Source organism: Paenibacillus silvae, from assembly GCF_014639235.1.
GTDB lineage: Bacteria > Bacillota > Bacilli > Paenibacillales > Paenibacillaceae > Paenibacillus > Paenibacillus silvae.
The window spans coordinates 1,004,508-1,026,040 of sequence record NZ_BMFU01000001.1; the positions used below are offsets into that span (position 1 = coordinate 1,004,508).

Sequence of the window (21,533 nt, forward strand, 5' to 3'; positions counted from 1 at the left end):
TGCTATCGGACCGTAATCCCAATTCGGCATTTCATAGTTGCACACCAAGCTTGCCTCCCGTAGGACATATGTCTCCTTTTCTACGAAAACGATTAAAAAAGCTTTATAATCCACTGCAAATGTTCGATATACAACAAATGAACATCCGCATATCCCATGTTTACATCCTGAAATCGAGCTCAGAAATGTGGCACGGGAGAACAGAATAATACATATAACAGGTTGTTAGGAACAGAGAAAGTTCTGTCTGGTGGTAAGGCAGGAACTAACAAAGGAGAAGAAGACATGAAGGGACGAACGAGTCACAAACGAAACAAACGCAGCATCTGCGTGAACTTGCTGTTATCCATGCTATTGTTGGTTAGCAGCTTGCCGCTATGGCCAAGCAAGGCAGCGAACGCTGCAGCCGAAGGGTCATATCTCTTATCCCTGAACAGACCGGTGTATAGCTCCTCATCCCTTGGTGGGAATACAGCCGATCTTGCCGTGGATGGAAACAAAGATACCCGATGGGAAAGTGCATGGCAGCAGGACCCTCAGTGGATCTATGTTGACCTGGGCGCAGTTGCCTCCATCTCGAACATTTCGATTCAGTGGGAAAATGCTTATGCATCCTCCTTCGATCTTGAAGTGTCGGATGACGAAGTTAACTGGGAGCAAGTATACTCCACAACGAAGGGTCAAGGCGGTCTGACGGAAGTGGAGGTTTCCGCCAATGCACGATATGTGCGTTTGTTCAGTCATGAACGGGCACAGCAAGCCTACGGTGTATCTCTTTACGCGTTCGATGTGTATGGAACGGGTGGAGCAAATCCGCCTCCAAAACCAACTGCAGCCAACCTTGCCCTGGGTAAATCGGTCATGGCGTCATCGGAGGAGATTGACGAACCTAGCCGCTCCGCCGAAGACAAGGCCAAAATGCAGAAGCGCGATTATGAAGCGCGCAATGTGACAGATGGTGATTCAGGTACACGCTGGTCTTCCATTTACAAGGATCAGGAATGGATTGTTGTGGATCTTGGTCAACCTCATGAAATCGGAGGAATTTCGCTGCAATGGGAAAATGCGTTTGGACGTGCTTACGACATTCAGGTATCCGACGACGCAAAGCAATGGACTACGCTGTATCGGGAGTTACACAGCAACGGTGGACGGGATGACATTCCTGTATATGCTGAAGCCAGATATGTCAGGCTTGCAGGGCTTGGCCGAGGTACAACCAATGGGTATTCACTTTATGCCTTTGATGTATATGAGTATATTCAAGGGAATGAAAAACCGGTCTACACCATTCCGTCTATTCCAGAGATGAGCTCGGTACAAGTCGGCGCTGGCAGTTATGCCATTAATGACATCACGATGCTGCAGCCGAAAAACCCGAAAAATCGCACAGCCGACATCACCGCTCCAATTCCATCCAATGACTGGTGGCAATCGATTCTCGTTTCGGATTTAGGAGATGGAAACAATCTGGTCACGCTGCCGTTCAAAAATAGATACTCCAAGCAGGGGCTTCATATTTTGAATCCTGGTGCCGGATACGTTTCTGCTGACGGCAACTCGATGGATGCTGATGGTGAAGCTGACCTTATCCTGACAACAAGCGATATGAACCCGGCCAAGGTCAATACCAAGGTCGCAGGATACGGAGATTACTCCGCTAACATCATCATGAGTGATGATGACACGGCGAAGGTCAATACAACCTTCGTAAAAGGCTCCCCTTTTCTATACAATACGTTCGAGAACCCGGAAACCATCCTGCTCCGTTCACCGAACATCACACGTCTCTTTGATGATCAAAATCATGAGATTGTGCTAAAGGACGGGGAATCATGGACCGGGGATCATATCGGCGTAGAAGTCACCAATCAGGACAGAGCGCCTTCGCCGCAAACTTTTACAAGAAACTACGGCCTTTATGCACCTGAAGGAACCACATTTATAAAGCTTGGCAATACAATTAAGATTAAGCTGGGATCACACGAAAATTATTTATCGCTGGCTACTCTGCCATCTGCGTCAGAATTAGCATACTATTACCAGCATGCCTATGCTTTTGTGACGGACACAGTTGTCGATTACGACTATAACGAGAGCACTTCACAAGTTACAACGACCTTCAGCTCGGTTACACAAACGAAGCGTGCCAACTTTTCCGCGAGCACATTAATGGCTTTGTTCCCGCATCAGTGGAAACTTGCAACAACTCCACTCACGGAGCTCGCTTACCCTTCTATTCGTGGAGAGATGAAAGTGAGCGAAGGCAACAGCTTTACAACACAAGATCGTTTCTACGGCATTATTCCTCAATTTGTGGAGCCGGATGATCCGACTTACTCACGCGCGCAATTAATCAGTTATCTGGATCAGCTTGATGCAGATACGTCAGGCAATATAATGAGTGAAGATCCCTACTGGCAGGGGAAAAAACTTCATCCGCTTGCACTGGGTGTGCTCATTAGCGATCAGCTTGGAGATCAGGAACGTCGGGACCACTACCTGTCCCAGTTAAGAAGCATTTTGACCGACTGGTACACCTATTCACCGGATGAACGTCTACACTCCTATTATTTTTATTACTCGGATGAATGGGGAACGATCTTCCCTTATGGAAGCGGGTTCGGAGTCAATACCGGGCTGACGGATCATCATTTTACGTATGGTTATTACGTCTTTGCATCTGCGGTGCTGGCTATGTATGATCCAGCTTTTGTACAGGATTATGGCGATATGGTCGAACTGCTGATCCGGGATTATGCCAATCCTTCGCACACAGACGATCAATTCCCATGGATGCGTAATTTTGATCCTTATGCAGGTCATTCCTGGGCGGGCGGTTATGCCGACAATCGCAGCGGAAACAATCAGGAAGCTGCAGGCGAAGCTCTATTCAGTTGGGTCGGACAATATATGTGGGGCGAAGTAACGGGGAACAAAGCCTATCGCGACGCAGGTATCTGGGGCTTTGTCACCGAGGAAAAAGCAGCCGAGCAATATTGGTTCAACTATGATGGGGATAACTGGCTGGAAGGATACAAACATGCTACCGTAGGGCATGTATACGGCAGTGCTTACCTGTATGGTACGTACTTCTCCAACGAGGCCGAGCATATTTACGGCATTCACTGGCTGCCGCCCGCAGAGTGGATGACCTATTATGGTCGTGATCCGAAGAATACTGCGGCATTATACAACGGTCTGATCAAGGATCTTGGGGGTCAGCAGGAGCACACATGGCAGCACATCATCTGGCCCTTCCAATCCATCGGGGACCCGCAGGCTACTCTTGCGAAGTGGGATACGAAAGAGATGCAGCAAAACGAAGTCTTTAACGCCTATTGGTTCATACACAGTATGGCATCCACAGGAACACGTACCATGGACATTTGGGCTGATTCCCCCGCAGCGACCGTATACGAAAAGAATGGCGTCTACACGGCACAAATCTGGAATCCATCAGATACCGCCAAAACGGTTCGCTTTTATAATGCAAGCGGTGCTTTGGGTTCAGCTACCGTCTATGCGAAGGCTCAAGTGAAGGTCAATCCATTGGAACATACAGTAGTCGAACAGCCGGATGCTTCACAAGGCGTCACCTATCTGGATCGCAGCAAATGGACGATTACCGCCTCTTCCAGTTCGGAAGCAGTGGAACGCATGATAGACGGAGATTTGACTACCCGCTGGTCATCGGGACAAACACAACAGCCCGGAGACTGGCTCCATATTGATCTGGGCAACGAGCAGATGATGGACACTCTTTTCATGAACTCCGGCAACAGTGGAGGTGATTATGCCCACGGGTATGAAGTTTACGTTTCGAAGGACGGTGAGAACTGGAGCATGCCGATTGCACAGGGAACCGGGACATCTCCGAGCCTGTCCGTCGATTTGGGAATGCAGACCGCGCGTTACATCAAAATTGTATTGACTGCTCCCGCAGACAGTTGGTGGTCCATCTCGGAACTCAAGCTCGCCCGATTCGGGAAATTGGACCAAGCACCTGAACAACCAAATCCAGCTCCAGCCCCGCTGCCCGATCGGTCAACCTGGATCGTGACCGCTTCCTCCACGCAAGGAACGGATGTCTCAGCTCACATGCTGGATGGAAATAAAGACACATTATGGACGAACGGACGAAAGCAAACGAGCGGACAGTGGATTACGATTAATCTTGGGCAAACGAGTGCTTTTGACGCGATAGAGCTGGACCCGGGGAACGCCAAGGATGACTATCCGCGGCAATATCGCATTTTCGTTTCCGATGACGGGCAAAACTGGGGAACCTCTATTGCCGGAGGCGAAGGAACGCCGGGACGTCTCTCCATCACCTTCCCCGAACAGCAGGCACGTTATGTGAAGATCATGCAGACCAGTGAATCCGATCAATGGTGGTCGGTCTCTGAGCTATTTGTTAATCACTATGGAACAGGAAAACAAAAACGTCTGCTTCCAGATGGCTGGTCCGTCACAACGTCTTCCGGTGAGGGGGCTGCCACGGTGCTGGATGGCTCGAACGAAACTCGCTGGACTTCCGGTCAGACACAAACAGGCGGTGAGTGGCTTCAGCTGGATCTGGGCCATTCAGAGACAGTGAACCGGATTGTACTGGATAGTGCACACTACAGTGAGGATTATGCTCGTGGTTATGAGGTATACACCTCTCTCGACGGCATGGATTGGGGTAAAGCTGTGGCTACGGGTGAAGGGAAACATGCCTTGCTGTTCATTGCATTCGCTCCTCATGAAGCCCGCTATATCAAAATCGTTCAGACCGGAACGGATTCTCACTGGTGGTCTGTAGCTGAAATCGCAGTTTACACTGCCGATCAGACACTATGGATACCCGGGAAACAGGATGAGCTGCTGCCTACCGAACTGGATCGGACATCCTGGACAGCCACAGCTTCCACGTATGAGGACGTTGGTGCACTGCTGGATGATGATCTGAACTCACGCTGGACCTCTGCATCCGGACAACAAGCCGACCAGTGGATTCAGATCGATCTGGGAAGCATCCAGAATTTCAGCCGGTTAACTATGGACTCAAGCAGCAGCACCAATGACTATGCCCGCAGTTTTACAATCTTCACTTCAACGGATGGCGAGCAATGGAATTCGGTTTCAGAAGCTGTGGGAACAGATTCTTTAATCTCAGTGACATTCACGAACCAGAAGGCACGATATGTCAAAATTGCTTTGACTACGGACAATGCTGAGTGGTGGTGGTCTATTGCTGAGCTGAAGCTGTACCAATGATACACTGAATTAAAAATCATCAATCTTACGCTGAATAAAAAAACATTAATCCAAGGATTTAAATATCGTTCGTGTAACCACCTCTCTCCCTTAATTTTGCGGGACAGGGGTGTTTTTTTGAATTCACCCGCTTCTAAATGCAATAAGCAGTTATCTCGAATTGAATACGTACTTTCAAATCACGAATACGAACGGCAGCAGGACACACTGAATATCCACCTAAGCACAGCTTTAGCGACCGTCATATGTTTTTTTTGCGTTGTTCCCGAAATCAGCCTATTGGAAAATTGAGGATTGACAGCGCTAGACATCCAATTTAATATAATCTTAGCGGAAAACTATGAATAAATTCAGTAGAAATAAATCCACTAAAAGGAGACTACAAAATGTCTGCCCTCCAAACGTTTAAAGCATCTGCTCATCTGCAAAACGGAGTTCAAGTGAAAGTAGCATCCCGAAACTTCGAGTTTATTATCGACGAGCCCAAAAGCTTGGGTGGCACTGATACCGGCATGAATCCGGTGGAAGCTTTACTCGCCTCGCTGGGAGCATGTCAGTCGATCGTAGCCAGGGTATATGCGCCTAAATTCGGGGTGAACCTCAATGATTTCTTTGTAGATGTAGAAGGCGATATTGACCTGGATGGCTTTTTCGACAAATCAGAGGTGCGTCCGGGCTATTCCGATATTCGGTATACATTCCGTATCAAAACAGATTCTCCTCCAGAGCAGGTTGAAGCATTTGTACAATTCCTAGAGAGCAAGTGCCCGGTTGGAGATACGTTGGCACATCCGGTTAATCTCAAGTTGGACAGAATTATCATCGAAAACTAAGCAGCCTATAAATACTGTGAAACCGGGGTTTTAAAAGATTCCTCCCAACAATTTAATGGTCAAAAATTTTTCTCTACCGTAATAGGTAGAACTGATATTGAATTGTTAACCATACAAATATTAGAGATAAAAAAAGCCCGCGTTTTTCGCGGGCTTCTGGATGAAATCTATTATTGCTTTTTACTTAAAGATACATTTGCTGTTAACGTCTTGTCGATCGTCGTCCAGTTTACATAAGCACCCAGTATTTCATTAATAACGGAAACCGGAACTGCGGTTTCGCCATTTAAAAGCTTTGGTACTTTACTGTTGAACACTAGTTTATCGTTAATTGAATACACATCTGAACCAATTTGAGCACTTATATTTTTTGTGCCTAATTTGATTTGTGTTGTACGCGACTTATTAACCCACACTACTGTACCGCCCAAAAGCTCCGAAATTGTTCGAATCGGTACATAGAACTCATTGTTATGAACAACCGGTTTGATTAACGTACCATCTACATTCATGGCAACGTCAACATATTCAAGGAAATCAGTCTTTCGAATGAGTCCATGAACCCCTTTAGTTCGGTCTACGACCTGAGATACTTCATAATCCGTTGCAGCCGACAGATAAGCATAAGCTACACTTCTATCCATATCAAGCTTATCGGATAAAAATTGAATCGATTCACGCACTGATTCTTTCATTGCTTCATCCAAATCAGGATCCAGTCCAATGGGAATCCAATAATCCTCTGTTTCAGCAAAGGGCTGCGTGAATTCTCCACGATGTGGTATTGATGGATCACCTTTCTTTAACACCGTTAACCGAACCGTACCTCTTAAGGAAGCTTCCAATGCAGTTAACGCTACTTCTCCATCTCCTTGAGCAAAATGTGGATCTCCAGTATAGAATAACCCGCCTTTAACTTGAATCGGATAATAAATAGTCGCACCAACACCTAACTCATTAATATCCATATTGCCTCCTGTTTCAATAGGCGGGATAGAACTCACAACTTCGCTGGTATTTGGCGCAACCCCCATCACACCTAGAAACGGGTTAATTGGAAAACGTACCTTCTTGCCGGCTTTTGTTGGTAATAAACCATACCAATTGCCGTTGATTTCTTCAATAGGCGTAAATATAGATACATTATTATATAATTCCGGTTTTGTTGCGCTAGCTCCCTCTTGCGGGCCTGTATTTTCTGGAAATTCGTTAGGAAGGGCACCTTTACCATGGCGGTTAGAAATGACACCATATGGAACTCGAGTTTGCAACGAAAGGACTTCTACTTTAAGAACATCTCCTGGCATCGCTCCTTCAACCGCTACTGGCCCAGTGATAATATGAGGTCCGTCTTTTACATAATCATGCTTAATCGCAGACGCCGCAATTGCCTTCGCATCATCCAACACTCCATCGGGTGAGATACCGAATTTGCCGAAGTACTCCACTGGATTTCTCCCTTGATCCTCTATCAGTCCCTCATGCGATACCGTATCAAACGTTACAGCACTCCCTGATGGTACAGTAAGAATCGGTGAGCTGTCTCGATTAGGCAGTGATCCCCAGCGAATGTTCTCAGTCGCAGACGTTACATAATAATCACCTTCTACCTTATCGATGGTTGTTGGTTGCAGCGGCATAGAAAAGCCCACTGAAGGTAGAGCAAATGTAAACATACCTATAATCCCTGCTGAAATGCCAAATTTCCTAATGGTTCGGTTAATAAACATTAAGCTCCCCTTCTATAATATGTAATATTACCTAACACGAATATACAATAACATATAAATGTATTAACAACAATATTTTATTGTCATAAAAAATAACATAATAGAACCAAATGTCAAGAATACCCATATAAAATCCATAAATATATGTCAATATAATTATCATGAATAAGACATGTAAAATTTAAATACATTTAGTAAACTTGAGGATCCTTCTTCAGAGATTTGAACAAACGAAATGAAGTGAGCTGGAGCGACTGGATCAGTTATGAGAGGAATGCGTTTGCGACGGGAGAGGAATAGAACACCGAAACATTGGCTTCAATGTCAACATGAAGTCAACCAGGTATGAGTAAAATATCAAAATGACGTAAACAGAAATTCAAGCTGATATAACAAAAAGCCTCCGTGAGGAGGCTTCAGCGTTGTTTATCAAACAACATTTTTGGCTTTATTTTAGCGGAACCTTCATTTCCAGCTCTTCAATGTAATTTTTAACGATCTCCCCATCGGCATCCAGCTTATACGCGCCATTTGTTGCACCAGGTACTTCCATCTCGGGATAAAACGGTTTAATCGTGATAGATTTAGCGTTTGCTTGAATCGGAGTTAACACGATGTCATGATACAGTGCTTTTTCTTTATTGTTATCATCTGTACCAAACGCAGTTAAGTAATCCAGTTGACGGCCGCTGTCATCCACAAACTCATACATCATACCAAAAACCCGCTCTGTTGTATCTCCCTTCCCAATCAGTTGAATACGAGTTGAAGTTGATGTAAGACTTATTTTACCAAGCTCAAGAGTCAGGTTCCCCAGCCTGTTTGGTCAAGCTGTCTGTTAACACCACTGGTTTGTCTGCTGTCTTTTGCATTGGAAGTTCAACAATGTAAGGTTTATCCACCCCTGCAAGCTTTACCTTTAGTTTAAGCTGAAACTTCTCTGGAAAAGTGTAGCCTTTGCCGCCTAACCATGAAGGATCCGTAATTTTAACACGAATACTTTTAGAATGATCTCCAGGCCCCCACCCTAGGTTAGGCCTTTGCCCAAGCGTTTTTCCACCAAGATCCATAATAGATTTTCCGTTAATATAAACGTCAATAGACTCAAGAGTCCCTTCATCCATAGGCTTGCTTTCATCTCCTGCACCGTTGTACACGAAGCTGTTCTTTAGTCCCTTGCCCGTCCGGTCGATCGAAATATCAATAAGGTTTCCGTCAAACACAGCTTTTTTCACCTCAAGCGTAATTCCACTCTGAGTCACTCGAACCGCGTCCGCTTTAATCGCAGCCTTTCCTTTTTCTCCAGTAGCTTGAGCTGCCGCAGCATCAACCGTTGTTGCTTGATATCCCCAAGCCCCGCCTCCAACTAACAATCCTGTTGCCAAAGCTGTTACCGCAATCATTTTAGATGTGTTTTTCATGGTTTATCGTCTCCTCTTGTTTCGGATGAAATCTCGTATAGTTTCTGTATTTCTGCTTGATCCACCGGAAAGGTGATCTCCAGCCCATTGATATAATTTTTAATGACTTCCCCGCGCTCGTTTAGTTTGAAGCGTCCTGAAGAGGATGAAGGATCCTCCATTTCAGGCAAAAAAGCTTTCAGTTTGATCGATGAAGGAGCCTTTGCCATACGTTCAAACAGCACATTATAACGAAGCTCTCCTGCGTGGCCGGTTTCATGCGCACCATATCCGCCAATGAAACCCAGCACATTGCCCCTGTCATCCCACAGTTCAAACCATAGCCGATGCTGCCATTCCTGATCATCCGAATCAACACTTAACAACACTTGGGTTGTAATTGGTGTGAACTGGATTTCACTTAAGGTCAGCTTGTGGCCTCTCCATTCTCTCGACTTCTGAACGGTGGACATGACATTGGCCTGCTGTTTACGTACCGGGAGTTCCATCACAAATGGCTCCTCAATCCCCTCCAGACCAATCTGAACTGTCAGCGTAAATGCATCTGGAAGTGCTGATGTGAACTGCTGCGATGCGGAACGTGGCGTTAATTCATAAATGGCTGTATTTGGATCGGATGTGCGTTTTGCACTAAGACCCATATTCCATCCATTTTCCTGCCGATCGATGGGACGTCCATCGATCTGCGCATCAAAGGAATGAATGGCTCCTTTAGGGTATTCGTGCTTTGTTCCGTTCCCCGTAGAAATTTGGTCAAGAATACCGCCACTTTGTTTTTCTCCATCACGAGTAACTATCATGGATAGCCTTATGCCATCGTAGACAAGCTCTGGAATACGGAGAGTAATTCCATCATGGGTGGCGCTGGCTTCCACGACTTCTGCAAGACCGTTCTCCTCCAAGGTTTGCAGGCCTAAGTCGTCGGCGGCCAGCTTAAACAGACTGCCGATGAGTGGAACACTTTGCAGTGATGCTGCTATGGCTGGTGATACAGCGGCACCGCCCAGCAAGCCACCGATCGTAACAATCATCACCGCTGCAGCTATCAAAAGGAACCGGTAAACCGGGGACACAGAACGAACAGACTTTTTACGGTGGTGACTGCGTTTTCGCATCGGGAGAGCCTCCAGTGCGGCATAGACCTCTTCCTGACGGTGGCGAATCATGTCGGGTACCTTACCCGCATTCGCTTTACCCAATTCCCGCAGTTCCTGATCAAGATCACGTTGATTCAATCGCACTCTCCCCTTTCCAATCCATTTGTTTCGCAAGCACCCCGCGTGCTCTGTGTAAGCGTGCTTTGACAGCACCTTCCGACAGTTCCAGAACACTCGCTATTTGTTTGATCGGCAAATCCTGATAATAGAACAGATGAATAACCAAACGTAACGACTCGTCCAGATTCTCAACAGCTTCCCTTAAATCTTGCTGCCTGCTGTTTACAAAATGTGTTAGATTGCCGCGTGTTTCAGTCTGCTCAGGCAGCTCCGCCATGACAACGGTTCGTTTGCGCATACGGAGCACCTGATTACATTCATTAATGAGAATGCGAATAAGCCATGTTTTAAAATAAGCTGTATTCCGTAAACCGGTTATGCCTTTATATGCTTTCAGTGTTGTTTCCTGAAGAGCATCCGCGCAATCCTCATCCCGTCCCACAATGGATTTTGCCAAACTGTACAGCTCGGGCTCCAGCCTCCGGAATAGCTGAATAAAAGCTTCACGATCTCCCTGCTGTGCTCTTTTGACTTCTTGCTCCATAATTTGATGCACGAATTTCACTCCTTCTGAGGGCCCTCTATTAAATTAGATGGACGAGTACAGCAAAAGGTTATATGTAGGATAAAAATAAATTTCTGCGATTCACTAAAATGCTAAAAACCGTACATTCGGGCTCCTTTTATGATGTGGAGAAAATATCCTGTTCAAATCATGAGTAAGCAATGAAAATAGATTATGATCATTACAATCAAGAATGGATTTACAGTTTTACAGAAGGGAGCCACTCTCCATTGAAAGCAACCATAGATACACAAGAACAGCTGTTAGTTTGGCATCGGGCAGCATTAAGCATTATGGATATACGATACATTACGATAGAAGCTGGCGATCGGCACTCTCCTTATTTGTTTCCAGCAAGTGCCTTTCTGTACGTAACACACGGCAGTGCAACAATAACTTTAGATGGTATTGAGCATGTCTCCAAACCTTTTTATATGTTACATGGAGGAAAAGGTACCCGTCTGGATATCACCCTGACCAGTGATGCCTTTCGTTTTTATCTGATTCTGTACAAGGCTTTTTTTCCCAACCCGGCTGATCTGCGGGTCCTTCGACATCTGGATCCACATATGCCATTCCGCGTTCAGTATGGCTTTATTCCGCTCCACCCTGCTATCTTATACAAACTGGCTGAACAGATGCTTAGCGAATGGCATACAACCAAGCGATTAGAGCATCTTCATGTCAAAACAATGTTTTATCAATTCACCTATGAATTGCTCAGACAAATGGATCAGCAGAAGGTCCATACAACATATCCCAATCTCACATCTCAGCTCATAAATTACATCCAGGAGTACTATGCTGAGCCATTAACCAGGGAAACGCTCGCCCACACCTTTCACTATAGTGGTGCTTATCTGTCAAAATGCTTCAAACGTGAAACCGGCACAAGTATTATTGATTATTTGATAAGTGTTCGGGTCACTAAAGCTAAAAAACTGCTGCTTCAAACCAGCTTGTCTTTACAGGAAATCGCAGCAAGTGTCGGATATCCAGACGTCTCCTACTTTATTCGCATATTTAAAAAGCACACTGGAATTACGCCGAAACAATATAAAAGTGAAACACGCTCACAGAAAAAAAGCGCTAATGATCCTATCATAAAGCTCGGATCATCCATTGCCCCTCGTAAACTTCGTCGTTATATTGAGAACAGAACTGAGAATCATTATCAAAACAATGAAAGAGGAGATTTACGGATGTTTAAACGCAAATTACCTGTCGGCATCACGCTGCTGTTATGTCTGACTCTTTTGGTCACGGCCTGCTCCAAACCAGCAAGCACAACTTCAGCAAGTGACAGCGCCACCAATACTTCTGTAGGTACAAATACAACGTCCAGCACAACAACGGGCAACGCTTCTGAATGGATTACTTACAATGCGATTAATGGCGAAGTAAAAATCCCTAAAAATCCACAACGCGTCGTTATGGTAGCAGGGGCATTCACCGGGCATTTGTTAGCACTTGGTATTAAACCCGTTGGAGCAGGAGACGAGTCTTTCAACAGCTATACGGAAGGAAAACTTGATGATGTTGTAAACATAGGAAATGACGTGTCTTATGAGAAAATAATGGAGCTGCAGCCAGATTTAATCGTCGTCTGGAATGATGCAGAAACCATTGAAAAACTGTCCAAAATTGCACCGACCGTTGCTGTTGAATACGGAGTTCCTTTTCGCAAGCAATTGATCGAGTTTGGCAAAATGACAGGCAGAGAAGAACAAGCAAAGGCATGGATTGCGGACTGGGATGCCAAAATTACTAAATACAAGCCACTGGTGAGACAAGCGGTTGGTAATCGTACCGTATCCATCTTTGATTCAGGAAGTGCCAAAGAATTTTATGCCTATGGCAGCTTCGGCAGAGGTGGAGATATTATTTATGGAGAGTTTGATCTAAAGGCTCCTCCTATCATTCAAAAAGAGGCCATTGATAGCGGTAAGGGCTGGGCCAAACTCTCTCTTGAGTTGTTGCCCCAATACGCGGGGGATTACATTTTTATTAGCAGCTGGACAGGTGATGAAAGTGCTGCTCCGATTTTTGAAGGCACGATCTGGGAGAGTCTTCCTGCTGTGCGAAACCAGCATGTTTACAGGGAAGATAGCCGTGGCTTTGTGTTCAGTGACCCCATTTCGCTGGAAGCCCAGCTTGAATTTGTCGTGAAAAGCTTAACCGACATGGAGTGAAATCATTTGCATATTTTCATAATCAGCTTCAAATCCTATGAGATGGTTGGGACATTCTGGACCCAATAATAAATTGATGCCATTCGCTATTAAAGGAGAATCCCACATGAAGGCAGCCATCGTCACAGAGGATAAAAAGGTTCGTGTAGAGGAAAAACAGCTGCGCCCACTCAATCATGGAGAAGCACTCGTACAGATGGAATATTGCGGCGTGTGCCACACAGATTTACATGTGAAAAATGCCGATTTCGGTAATGTTACAGGCAGGGTGCTTGGGCATGAAGGGATTGGCAAAGTCATTAAGTTAGGGGAAGGCGTGACAAGTCTAGAGATTGGTGATCGAGTCAGTATAGCCTGGCTGTTTGAGAGCTGCGGTCGCTGCGAATATTGTTTGACGGGGCGAGAAACACTGTGTCGTCAAGTCAAAAACGCGGGCTACACAGTGGATGGTGCGATGGCAGAACAATGCATCGTTACCGCAGATTATGCGGTCAAAGTACCCGACCAGCTTGATCCCGCTGCAGCAACGAGCGTAACCTGTGCCGGGGTGACCACTTATAAAGCGGTAAAAGTAAGTAATATCCGCCCTGGTCAGTGGATTGGAATTTTTGGCATCGGCGGTTTGGGAAATCTGGCTGTCCAATATGCCAAACATGTGTTCAATGCCAAGGTGATTGCTTTTGACATCAGCGATGAGAAGCTTGAGCTTGCACTGAAGGTGGGTGCAGACCATGCCGTGAATAGTCTAAAGGATGATCCAGTGCTGAAAGCCAAACAGCTAACCAACGGAGATGGTCTTGATGCAACTGTAGTCACCGCCGTTGCCAAAAAACCTTTTAATCAAGCCGTAGATGTTGTCAAAGCAGGTGGCCGGGTAGTTGCTGTAGGATTGCCTACTGACAAAATGGATCTCGATATTCCTCGTCTGGTTCTGGACGGCATACAGGTGATTGGCTCCTTGGTGGGCACCCGAGAGGATCTGCAGGAGGCCTTTGGCTTTGCCGCCGAAGGCAAAGTGGTACCGATTGTGAGCAAGCGTAAAATTGATGATATCAACCAGATCTTCGAAGAGATGGAAGAAGGTAAAATTCAGGGCCGCATGGTGATTGATTTTACAACTTAATGCGAATTACACAAACCGATAGGCTATGATGATGACATCGTAGCCTGTTTTATTTATGTTCTTTTATGGTTTTTATAAATGCTAAAAAATTGTCCTCCTGTCGTAGACACAAACTATTCACTTACAATTATTGGTGTTTTGTAGTAGACTTTTATTGTAAATATATAGTTATTATATTATAAATTTAGGAGGAATTTTCGTAATGAATCGTTATCTCTCATTATTGCTAAGTTTCTGTTTGATTTTTCTTAGTATTGCTCCCTTTGCAGAAGCAAAGCCGAATCAGGTTGGCTCCAGCGGACTTTATGAAGTCAGCACAGGTGTTTCTTTATATGCTGAGATTCAGGGCGTTAAAACCTCTCTTCCCACCGTTGTTTTCATTAGCGGGTATGGTGATGATTCATCCGTCTGGTCTGATATGCAATCCGAGATTTCCAAAACAACGTTAACTGTATCCTATGATCGGGCCGGACTTGGTCTTAGTGACGACACCACCAAGGATAAAACAGCAAAACAGCAAGTGAAGGAACTACATAAGCTTTTGCGAAAAGCTAATATTCCAGGGCCGTATGTACTGGTGGGCCACAGCCTCGGCGGGGTAAATGTGCGAGCTTTTGCTGACCGTTATAGAGATGAAGTTGCAGGAGCTGTTCTGATCGACGCCTCTCATGAAAAGCAGGAGGAAGCCATTTTAGCCACCCTGCCTGAAGAATTTAAAGAATTGTATTTATCACAATTTACTGTTGAAGGAAGCTATAAGGATGTCATCAAAAGCTTCAAATACATTGAAAAGCTGCGTGCCAAAGATACATTACGTGATCTTCCTTTAACCGTTGTTTCTGCAACAGAACATGGTATGGGACCAGAAATGGAATTGAAATGGGCAGAAATGCAGCTGGATCTGGCTTCGTTGTCCAACCATTCTACGCATGTCATTGCTCAAGGATCAGGACACTATGTATACCTTGACCAGCCAGAACTTGTGAAGCAGCAAATCCTTACCATGCTTGCACAATAGAAACCGGATATGTATCAGTGAATAGATCACGTGGAGTGATATATATTACGCTGTGACTGGTTAAACAATAGCCTCCAGAAGGAGACTGGGACATGGAATGGATGTATGAAGATGAAGATGTAGCTCAAAGAGTGACACGCGCCATTCAGACAGGTGATACTTCCTCTTTGGAGCAGCTTTTATTGGATCACTCCGGGTTGGCAAAAACAAAAATTCTGGAACGGAACCCTCAGAACAAAGGGGGCTGCTCAACCGTTTCCCGGACACTGCTGCATATAGCCACAGACTGGCCGGGTCATTTTCCCAATGTAACAAAGACGATTCGTATGTTGACCGGATACGGTGCTGAAGTTAACGCCCCCATGCTCGGTGCAAATCACGAGACCCCCTTGCATTGGGCTGCAAGCTGTGATGATGTACAGGCACTGGATGCTCTGATCGATGCTGGTGCTGACATTGAAGCATCCGGGGCCGTAATTGCCGGAGGAACACCGCTGGACGATGCCGTTGCATTTGCACAGTGGAATACCGCAAGGCGTCTGGTTGAACGCGGAGCTCTTACCGCACTTTGGCATGCAGCCGCACTCGGAAAGATCGATGCCATCAAAAACCATTTTAAAGGAAAGTCACTACCGGAATATTATCCTTGGACTTCAGGTAGCTCCTCGGCTCCAACAGATACAGTAAATATATCTTTCTGGTGTGCTTGTCATGGGGGCCAGCAAGAAGCAGCCGCATACCTTCTCCAGCAAGGTGCTGAACTGAATTGGGCAGCTGCCTGGGACGGATCGACACCATTGGACACAGTCAAGCGAAATGGTTTCACCGACTTGGTTACTTGGCTCGAACGACAGGGAGCTAAAGGTGCAGATAATATCAATCGTGAGATATGAACAGCCAGACTTACCGTAACAAGCAGTTAATTTCAGCGCAAATAAGGGGCTGGGTGCACTCAAACATGTTGAGTCGCCCAGCCCCTGCTTATGTATATTTTGCCATCATCATGTCATCCATGATGAGCTCGGACCCAATCACATTATAATAGATCATAAAATGCAGCCGTACCTGATTGATATTGAAGGTGCAGGGTTCTTTGACCTTGAGCATGAGCACAGCTTTCTGAAGCTTCGATTCGGCGAATACTATCGTTATTTTGAACAAGAAAATCTTGATTTTGCACGGCTGTCATTCTATCGTTTATGTCATCATTTATCGTTGACCTCAGGGGGACTAAAGCTTCTTCACAGACACTTCCCCGATCGGCAGTTTGCCAAGAATCTTGCTGCATATCATGCAAGGCAAGCGATAGAGATGCTTTCACATAACCGAGATTAATCGTTATTACCATTCATTGGGAACAATCGTTATTTCTCACAGGATGGGACCAAAAATGGAACTGAAATGGGCGAAATGCAGCAGGATCTCTTAACGCTGTCCCACCATTTTGCGCATAATTGTTGCTCAAGGATCAGGGCACTATATGGCTCGACCAGCCAAAGCTTGTGAAGCAGCAATCCTTACCATGCCGACCCAACAGAAAACAATATGTGTACAGTGAGAAAGTAACCGCCTAAAGTTCTAAAACTTCTGGCGGTTACTTTCTTATCGACAATGAGATTAACGTGCCCTGCCTTATAAAAGATTCCTTCAAGATCAGACAGGAATGCAAATCCATCCCCTATTTTATACATTGTAGATAAGAGCCTACTGCTCTAATATTTAAGAGTTTTTTGTCTGGATTGGAACTATTTAATATTTCCATTAAGTGATGCTAAGACCCGCGCTCGCATATCCTGCAACAGTGGTAGCCACATCGATTCCGGCTGTAACTGTTGCTGAGAAGACCATAAGCAATCGGTCACTCGCAGCTACTGAAATACTCAGCCCTGTGGTCAATCCACTGGAGATTGTGCCTAATGCTAGAATGCCAGTCAACGCTGGTGCCAAGGTTACAACGGCTCCCGGCACGGCCGTAAAGCTATTATCAGGTGTAGTGGATCGGAATAATTGTGCAGTAATAGTTATTGTAGTTCCGACCAAGCTAAGTGCTGCTGTTGTACTAAAATAAGCAGCAAGCGAAGTAATCGTTCCAGCACGCGGTGCAGAAAAAGCAAAGTTAAGCAACGTGCCCGGTGAGCCTGTGAGGTCAATAACTCCTCCACTGATCGTTATTCCAGTTGTACTGCTCCCAAAACCAACCAAGCTGGAAGTATTCAAAACTCCGCCTAAAACCGTAGTTAGTGAAGCCGGAAGACCAGATGCATAAGGAATAATCGCTCCAGTACCTGCCACGCCTGTTGCACCTGTCACGCCTGTCGCTCCAGTACCACCTGTCGGACCTGTTGCTCCTGTCACGCCTGTCGCGCCAGTACCACCTGTCGCTCCTGTCGGACCTGTTGCTCCTGTCACGCCTGTCGCGCCGGTACCACCTGTCGCTCCTGTCGGACCTGTTGCTCCTGCCACGCCCGTCGCGCCGGTACCACCTGTCGCTCCTGTCGGACCTGCTGCTCCTGTTACGCCTGTCGGACCTGTTGCTCCTGTTACGCCTGTCGGACCTGTTGCACCAGCAACGCCTGTCGCTCCCGTCGGGCCTGTTGCACCAGCAACGCCTGTCGCTCCCGTCGGGCCTGTTGCACCAGCAACGCCTGTCGCTCCTGTCGGACCTGTTGCACCAGCAACGCCTGTCGCTCCTGTCGGACCTGTTGCACCAGCAACGCCTGTCGCTCCCGTCGGGCCTGTTGCACCAGCAACGCCTGTCACGCCTGTCGCGCCGGTACCACCTGTCGCTCCTGTCGGACCTGTCGCTCCCGTCGGGCCTGTTGCACCAGCAACGCCTGTCGCTCCCGTCGGACCTGTTGCACCTGCCGCTCCCGTAGCCCCAGTTGCCCCTGTTGTACCCAGAATTTCACCCAGTAGTTCCGAAGAAACTAAACGATGGGCTGTCACTAGAGAGCCAGTACTGCTCTTCCCCCACACAGATATTTGGACAGGATCATTAAACTGAGCTGTTGTAGTGAAGGTGAATTCAAAGGCATCTAAATTGGCAAAGTAATTGTTTGTTATCACTTGATTTGGTGCAATATCAAAAGTTTGACTGACATATTGAATCCTTGTTCCGCCACTCATATAATATCCTTGAATTAGTACAGTCGAGACTGTAGCATCACTTCGATTATCAATTCTAACCGTTACGGATTGCGTCGGTCTTACACCACTAACAGCGTTATTTTCAATTGGCCCTGTCGATAAAAAACTCATCGCTTTGCTCCCTTCGTTGAAGAATAGTACCTTTGATGTGCATCTACCAATTCTCCTGATGCCTTTTTTCCCCACACTGAAATTTCGCCATCTCCCACATTTGCCTCATTTATTTCAAAAAGATACTCAAAGGCATCTAAATCCGCAAAATAATTACGAGTCAATGCCTCATTAGGAGCAACACTTATCAGTTCACTCACATACAACGTTCTTGTTGTGTCTAGCACATACCCCTGCACTGATACGAGTAGCTACCCGACTCACAATTCTAATAGTTACCTGCTTTGTTGGTCTAACACCGGAAACGGCATTATTCTCAATCGGTCCCGTTGACAAAATTGTCAATCTTCCATCTCCCTCCTTCTGTGAACCTCTTACTCCAGCAGCAATGCTTTACTAAAGACTTAATAATAATATTCCTGTACAGAAGCAAAGGTTCGGTACAAACAGGTATAATTCGCTTTGTTTACAGCTTTTTTGCATTTTCCTCCTAAACGCCTCTATCCCGAATTGGGGCGTATCTTGATACCTACTGAAGTGCATCTTTTACCGCCTTTTCGCCCCCTGCTTTATCACTTTTCCTTGACGCGCCCCGGCACACCTGCAGAAAACTTCCTGACTTGGAACGAAAATTCAGCAAAATTGGCTTCCTTCAGAATTCTCAGACACGCCCTAGTAAGCACACAAGAGAATTGAAGAATATATTCACTTTTGATCAAAAAAGGTCACAATAAAATTAAAAAAGCTGGCATCAGCATATCACCGACGTCAGCTTCCATAATGAATTAAATCATCGCCTGTACTTACTACAGCTTGTTAAACGCTTTGTTTTTATCAAAAAAACGGGCATTGTGAGAGGAAACACCTGCCATATTCGGGGCAGAAGGGTCCAAATATGTTTTTGCACTGTTAACTGCAAGGACTGCGTCAGAAAAAGCGCCTGCGATCAGTCTGAACTTGCTTCCATAAGTAATAAAGTCACCTGCACCAAATATCCCGGGAATACTTGTCCGCATACGTGCATCAACCCTTACTCCATAATCATCCTGCTTTAATCCCCATTGTACAAGCTGACCGAAATCACGATCATACCCATGGCATACAACAATCTCGTCGATGTCTAGCTGCGTAATCTCTCCATTCTCTACCTGAGTAACCTCTACCCGCTCTATATGCTCTCCCGCCCCGTATAAACGAGAAAGGGAATAGGGTGTCATTACCCGAACCATCGCTTTCATCTGCGCAACAGGTAACTCATGTGCACTGAACTGATGCTGTCTGTGAATCACGGTCACTTCGGAAGCGATTGGAGTGATCTCATTCGCCCAATCGACGGCCGAGTTTCCTCCACCTGAGATTAGAACACGCTTTCCAGCGAATCTTGACAGATCAGTAATCGTGTAATGCAAATTGGTCAGTTCATATCGATTAGCGCCTTCAATATCAAGCTTCTGTACCTGAGTTATGCCCCTTCCCGCACATAATATGATTGTTCTTGTATAATGCAGCTCTCCTGTTTGAGTAGTGAGCACAAAAATCCCATCTTCACGCCGTTGCATCTGATCTACTTGTTGCCCGTAAACGATGGTTGGTTCAAAGGTTCGTGACTGAATCTCCAGTGAATGAATCAGCCTCTCACAGCGAACTGGCTCAATTCCGCCAACATCCCAGATCAGCTTCTCTGGATAGGTTCGCATAAATCCACCCAGCTCCTGCTTGGCCTCAATGATTTTGGTTTGCATGGCTCTCATACCACTATAAAAAGCTGCGTACATGCCCGCCGGGCCCCCACCAACAATGGTGATATCATAAATATCCGGTAGCTTCGTCATCTAAGGCACCAGCTTTTCTACCACATAATCCATTAACTTCACAGAGCCGATTGGACCGACACCTGATGTAAATTCACTTGTTTTTAACGGAAAGACATGATCATTCTTCACAGCTTCGAGATTTTTCCACAGCTTACTTTGCTTTAAATTTTCCATAGATTGCTTCGTATCATAACCTTTAAGCGTTCGATCCTCCAGGAATATATAATCCGGGCTCATCTCTGGCAGAAACTCCAACGAAAATGGGTTGAACCATACAGTAGAGTCCTTGATCGCTTCCGGACTGTTCAAACCTAACGTGTTATAGAAAAATATGCTGCTATTTCCTCCCTTTGGCCCCATAAAACGATATCGATCATGCTCAACTCTGAGTACCAGTACCGTTTTATTCCCTAGAGCAGCAGCTATTTTTTCTCTGGCTTGTTTTGCTTTTTCATCAAATTCAGTTAATATACTTGTCGCTTTTTCAGACTTATCAAATATGGCAGCCAGTTTTGGCATGGCTCGCGTCATTTCACTATTGGAATCTAGTGCCACAGTAGGAGCAATTTTGGACAACTCATCATACACGCTTTGTTCCATACCTTCACCTGCTGTAAGAAGCATATCCGGCGACAGGGCCAACAGCTGTTCATAATTCATTTGATATTGCTCAATTTCAATAATTTGAACACCATGTTCCTTAAAATATGCTGGACGATATTCAGCCTCTACTTCCGGTGTATATAAAACGATTTGTGGTGTGATCCCCATCTCTATCAAATACTCGGCATAAATAGAGTTTAATACAACAAGATTTTGGGGATGTGCAGGGATCGTTACCTCCCCAAACTGATCATGCACCACTTTTGTCTCATCTGCTACGTTAACTGCTCCCTCTGCCCCCGTTGTCACTTCGGTGCCAGCTACTGCTGTGCCCCCTGCATCTGTTTCCTCTGTCGCCCCACCACTGCATGCAGCAAGCAGTAAGCCTGCAATCAGCAACAAAATACCTAATCCTTTAATTCTGACTTTCATGATTTGCTTCTCCCTCTCAAATTGATAATGATAATTATTATCAATAATACTATCAAATCAAAAGG

General features: G+C 45.7%; 15 protein-coding genes and 1 pseudogene. 7 read left to right on the forward strand and 9 right to left on the reverse strand.

All coding sequences use genetic code 11. The features are described from left to right. The first annotated feature begins 285 nt into the window (after positions 1–285). Positions 286–5,262, forward strand: a complete 4,977-nt coding sequence (locus IEW26_RS04610; RefSeq protein ID WP_188591420.1) for a discoidin domain-containing protein — start codon at positions 286–288, stop codon at positions 5,260–5,262. 386 nt (positions 5,263–5,648) lie between these two features. Next, positions 5,649–6,095 carry an OsmC family protein gene (locus tag IEW26_RS04615; RefSeq protein WP_188591421.1) on the forward strand — a complete coding sequence of 149 codons (447 nt, stop codon included), beginning with the start codon at positions 5,649–5,651 and terminating at the stop codon, positions 6,093–6,095. 170 nt (positions 6,096–6,265) lie between these two features. Here IEW26_RS04615 and IEW26_RS04620 read toward each other — a convergent pair whose 3' ends face one another. The 5 genes from IEW26_RS04620 to IEW26_RS04640 form a co-directional block, all read right to left on the reverse strand. Then, positions 6,266–7,825, reverse strand: a complete 1,560-nt coding sequence (locus IEW26_RS04620; protein ID WP_188591422.1) for an acetamidase/formamidase family protein — start codon at positions 7,823–7,825, stop codon at positions 6,266–6,268. A 448-nt stretch (positions 7,826–8,273) separates the two neighbouring features. Further along, complete coding sequence (locus IEW26_RS04625) at positions 8,274–8,642, reverse strand: DUF5643 domain-containing protein (protein WP_188591683.1); 369 nt, start codon at positions 8,640–8,642, stop codon at positions 8,274–8,276. Further along, positions 8,623–9,246 carry a hypothetical protein gene (locus tag IEW26_RS04630; RefSeq protein WP_188591423.1) on the reverse strand — a complete coding sequence of 208 codons (624 nt, stop codon included), beginning with the start codon at positions 9,244–9,246 and terminating at the stop codon, positions 8,623–8,625. Before IEW26_RS04630 ends, IEW26_RS04625 begins: the two co-directional genes overlap by 20 nt. Then, positions 9,243–10,481, reverse strand: coding sequence for a DUF4179 domain-containing protein (locus tag IEW26_RS04635; protein ID WP_188591424.1), 1,239 nt, complete (start codon positions 10,479–10,481; stop codon positions 9,243–9,245). Before IEW26_RS04635 ends, IEW26_RS04630 begins: the two co-directional genes overlap by 4 nt. Next, positions 10,468–11,019: a sigma-70 family RNA polymerase sigma factor gene (locus IEW26_RS04640; protein ID WP_373288414.1), complete on the reverse strand. Its 552-nt coding sequence runs from the start codon at positions 11,017–11,019 to the stop codon at positions 10,468–10,470. Before IEW26_RS04640 ends, IEW26_RS04635 begins: the two co-directional genes overlap by 14 nt. Before the next feature lie 170 nt (positions 11,020–11,189). Here IEW26_RS04640 and IEW26_RS04645 point away from each other — a divergent pair, with 170 nt between their 5' ends. The 5 genes and pseudogenes from IEW26_RS04645 to IEW26_RS30250 all read left to right on the forward strand — a co-directional run. After that, positions 11,190–13,220, forward strand: a complete 2,031-nt coding sequence (locus IEW26_RS04645) for an ABC transporter substrate-binding protein (RefSeq protein WP_188591425.1) — start codon at positions 11,190–11,192, stop codon at positions 13,218–13,220. A 106-nt stretch (positions 13,221–13,326) separates the two neighbouring features. After that, on the forward strand, positions 13,327–14,343 hold the full coding sequence (adhP, locus tag IEW26_RS04650; protein ID WP_188591426.1) for an alcohol dehydrogenase AdhP: 1,017 nt from the start codon (positions 13,327–13,329) through the stop codon (positions 14,341–14,343). Between the two features lie 202 nt (positions 14,344–14,545). Then, complete coding sequence (locus IEW26_RS04655) at positions 14,546–15,361, forward strand: alpha/beta fold hydrolase (RefSeq protein WP_188591427.1); 816 nt, start codon at positions 14,546–14,548, stop codon at positions 15,359–15,361. Positions 15,362–15,453: 92 nt separating this feature from the next. Next, positions 15,454–16,254: an ankyrin repeat domain-containing protein gene (locus IEW26_RS04660; RefSeq protein WP_188591428.1), complete on the forward strand. Its 801-nt coding sequence runs from the start codon at positions 15,454–15,456 to the stop codon at positions 16,252–16,254. A 115-nt stretch (positions 16,255–16,369) separates the two neighbouring features. After that, a pseudogene (locus tag IEW26_RS30250) lies at positions 16,370–16,696 on the forward strand (aminoglycoside phosphotransferase family protein); the annotation flags it as partial. A gap of 426 nt (positions 16,697–17,122) precedes the next feature. Here IEW26_RS30250 and IEW26_RS04670 read toward each other — a convergent pair. The 4 genes from IEW26_RS04670 to IEW26_RS04685 all read right to left on the reverse strand — a co-directional run bounded on the left by IEW26_RS04670 (position 17,123) and on the right by IEW26_RS04685 (position 21,468). Further along, entirely contained in the window at positions 17,123–18,619 is a 1,497-nt protein-coding gene (locus tag IEW26_RS04670) for an exosporium glycoprotein BclB-related protein (RefSeq protein ID WP_188591430.1), read from the reverse strand. After that, complete coding sequence (locus IEW26_RS30255) at positions 18,616–18,819, reverse strand: hypothetical protein (protein ID WP_229729649.1); 204 nt, start codon at positions 18,817–18,819, stop codon at positions 18,616–18,618. Before IEW26_RS30255 ends, IEW26_RS04670 begins: the two co-directional genes overlap by 4 nt. Before the next feature lie 606 nt (positions 18,820–19,425). Continuing rightward, positions 19,426–20,451 (reverse strand): NAD(P)/FAD-dependent oxidoreductase, encoded by a 1,026-nt coding sequence (locus IEW26_RS04680; RefSeq protein WP_188591431.1) that lies wholly within the window; start codon positions 20,449–20,451, stop codon positions 19,426–19,428. After that, positions 20,452–21,468: an ABC transporter substrate-binding protein gene (locus IEW26_RS04685; protein ID WP_188591432.1), complete on the reverse strand. Its 1,017-nt coding sequence runs from the start codon at positions 21,466–21,468 to the stop codon at positions 20,452–20,454. Between the last annotated feature and the right edge of the window lie 65 nt (positions 21,469–21,533).

Bases quoted from the DNA above. Each gene is read 5' to 3' on its own strand.
- IEW26_RS04610 (WP_188591420.1), top strand. From the start codon at position 286: ATGAAGGGACGAACGAGTCACAAACGAAACAAACGCAGCATCTGCGTG.
- IEW26_RS04615 (WP_188591421.1), top strand. From the start codon at position 5,649: ATGTCTGCCCTCCAAACGTTTAAAGCATCTGCTCATCTGCAAAACGGA.
- IEW26_RS04620 (WP_188591422.1), bottom strand. From the start codon at position 7,825: ATGTTTATTAACCGAACCATTAGGAAATTTGGCATTTCAGCAGGGATT.
- IEW26_RS04630 (WP_188591423.1), bottom strand. From the start codon at position 9,246: ATGAAAAACACATCTAAAATGATTGCGGTAACAGCTTTGGCAACAGGA.
- IEW26_RS04645 (WP_188591425.1), top strand. From the start codon at position 11,190: ATGAAAATAGATTATGATCATTACAATCAAGAATGGATTTACAGTTTT.
- adhP (WP_188591426.1), top strand. From the start codon at position 13,327: ATGAAGGCAGCCATCGTCACAGAGGATAAAAAGGTTCGTGTAGAGGAA.
- IEW26_RS04655 (WP_188591427.1), top strand. From the start codon at position 14,546: ATGAATCGTTATCTCTCATTATTGCTAAGTTTCTGTTTGATTTTTCTT.
- IEW26_RS04660 (WP_188591428.1), top strand. From the start codon at position 15,454: ATGGAATGGATGTATGAAGATGAAGATGTAGCTCAAAGAGTGACACGC.
- IEW26_RS04670 (WP_188591430.1), bottom strand. From the start codon at position 18,619: ATGAGTTTTTTATCGACAGGGCCAATTGAAAATAACGCTGTTAGTGGT.
- IEW26_RS04680 (WP_188591431.1), bottom strand. From the start codon at position 20,451: ATGACGAAGCTACCGGATATTTATGATATCACCATTGTTGGTGGGGGC.
- IEW26_RS04685 (WP_188591432.1), bottom strand. From the start codon at position 21,468: ATGAAAGTCAGAATTAAAGGATTAGGTATTTTGTTGCTGATTGCAGGC.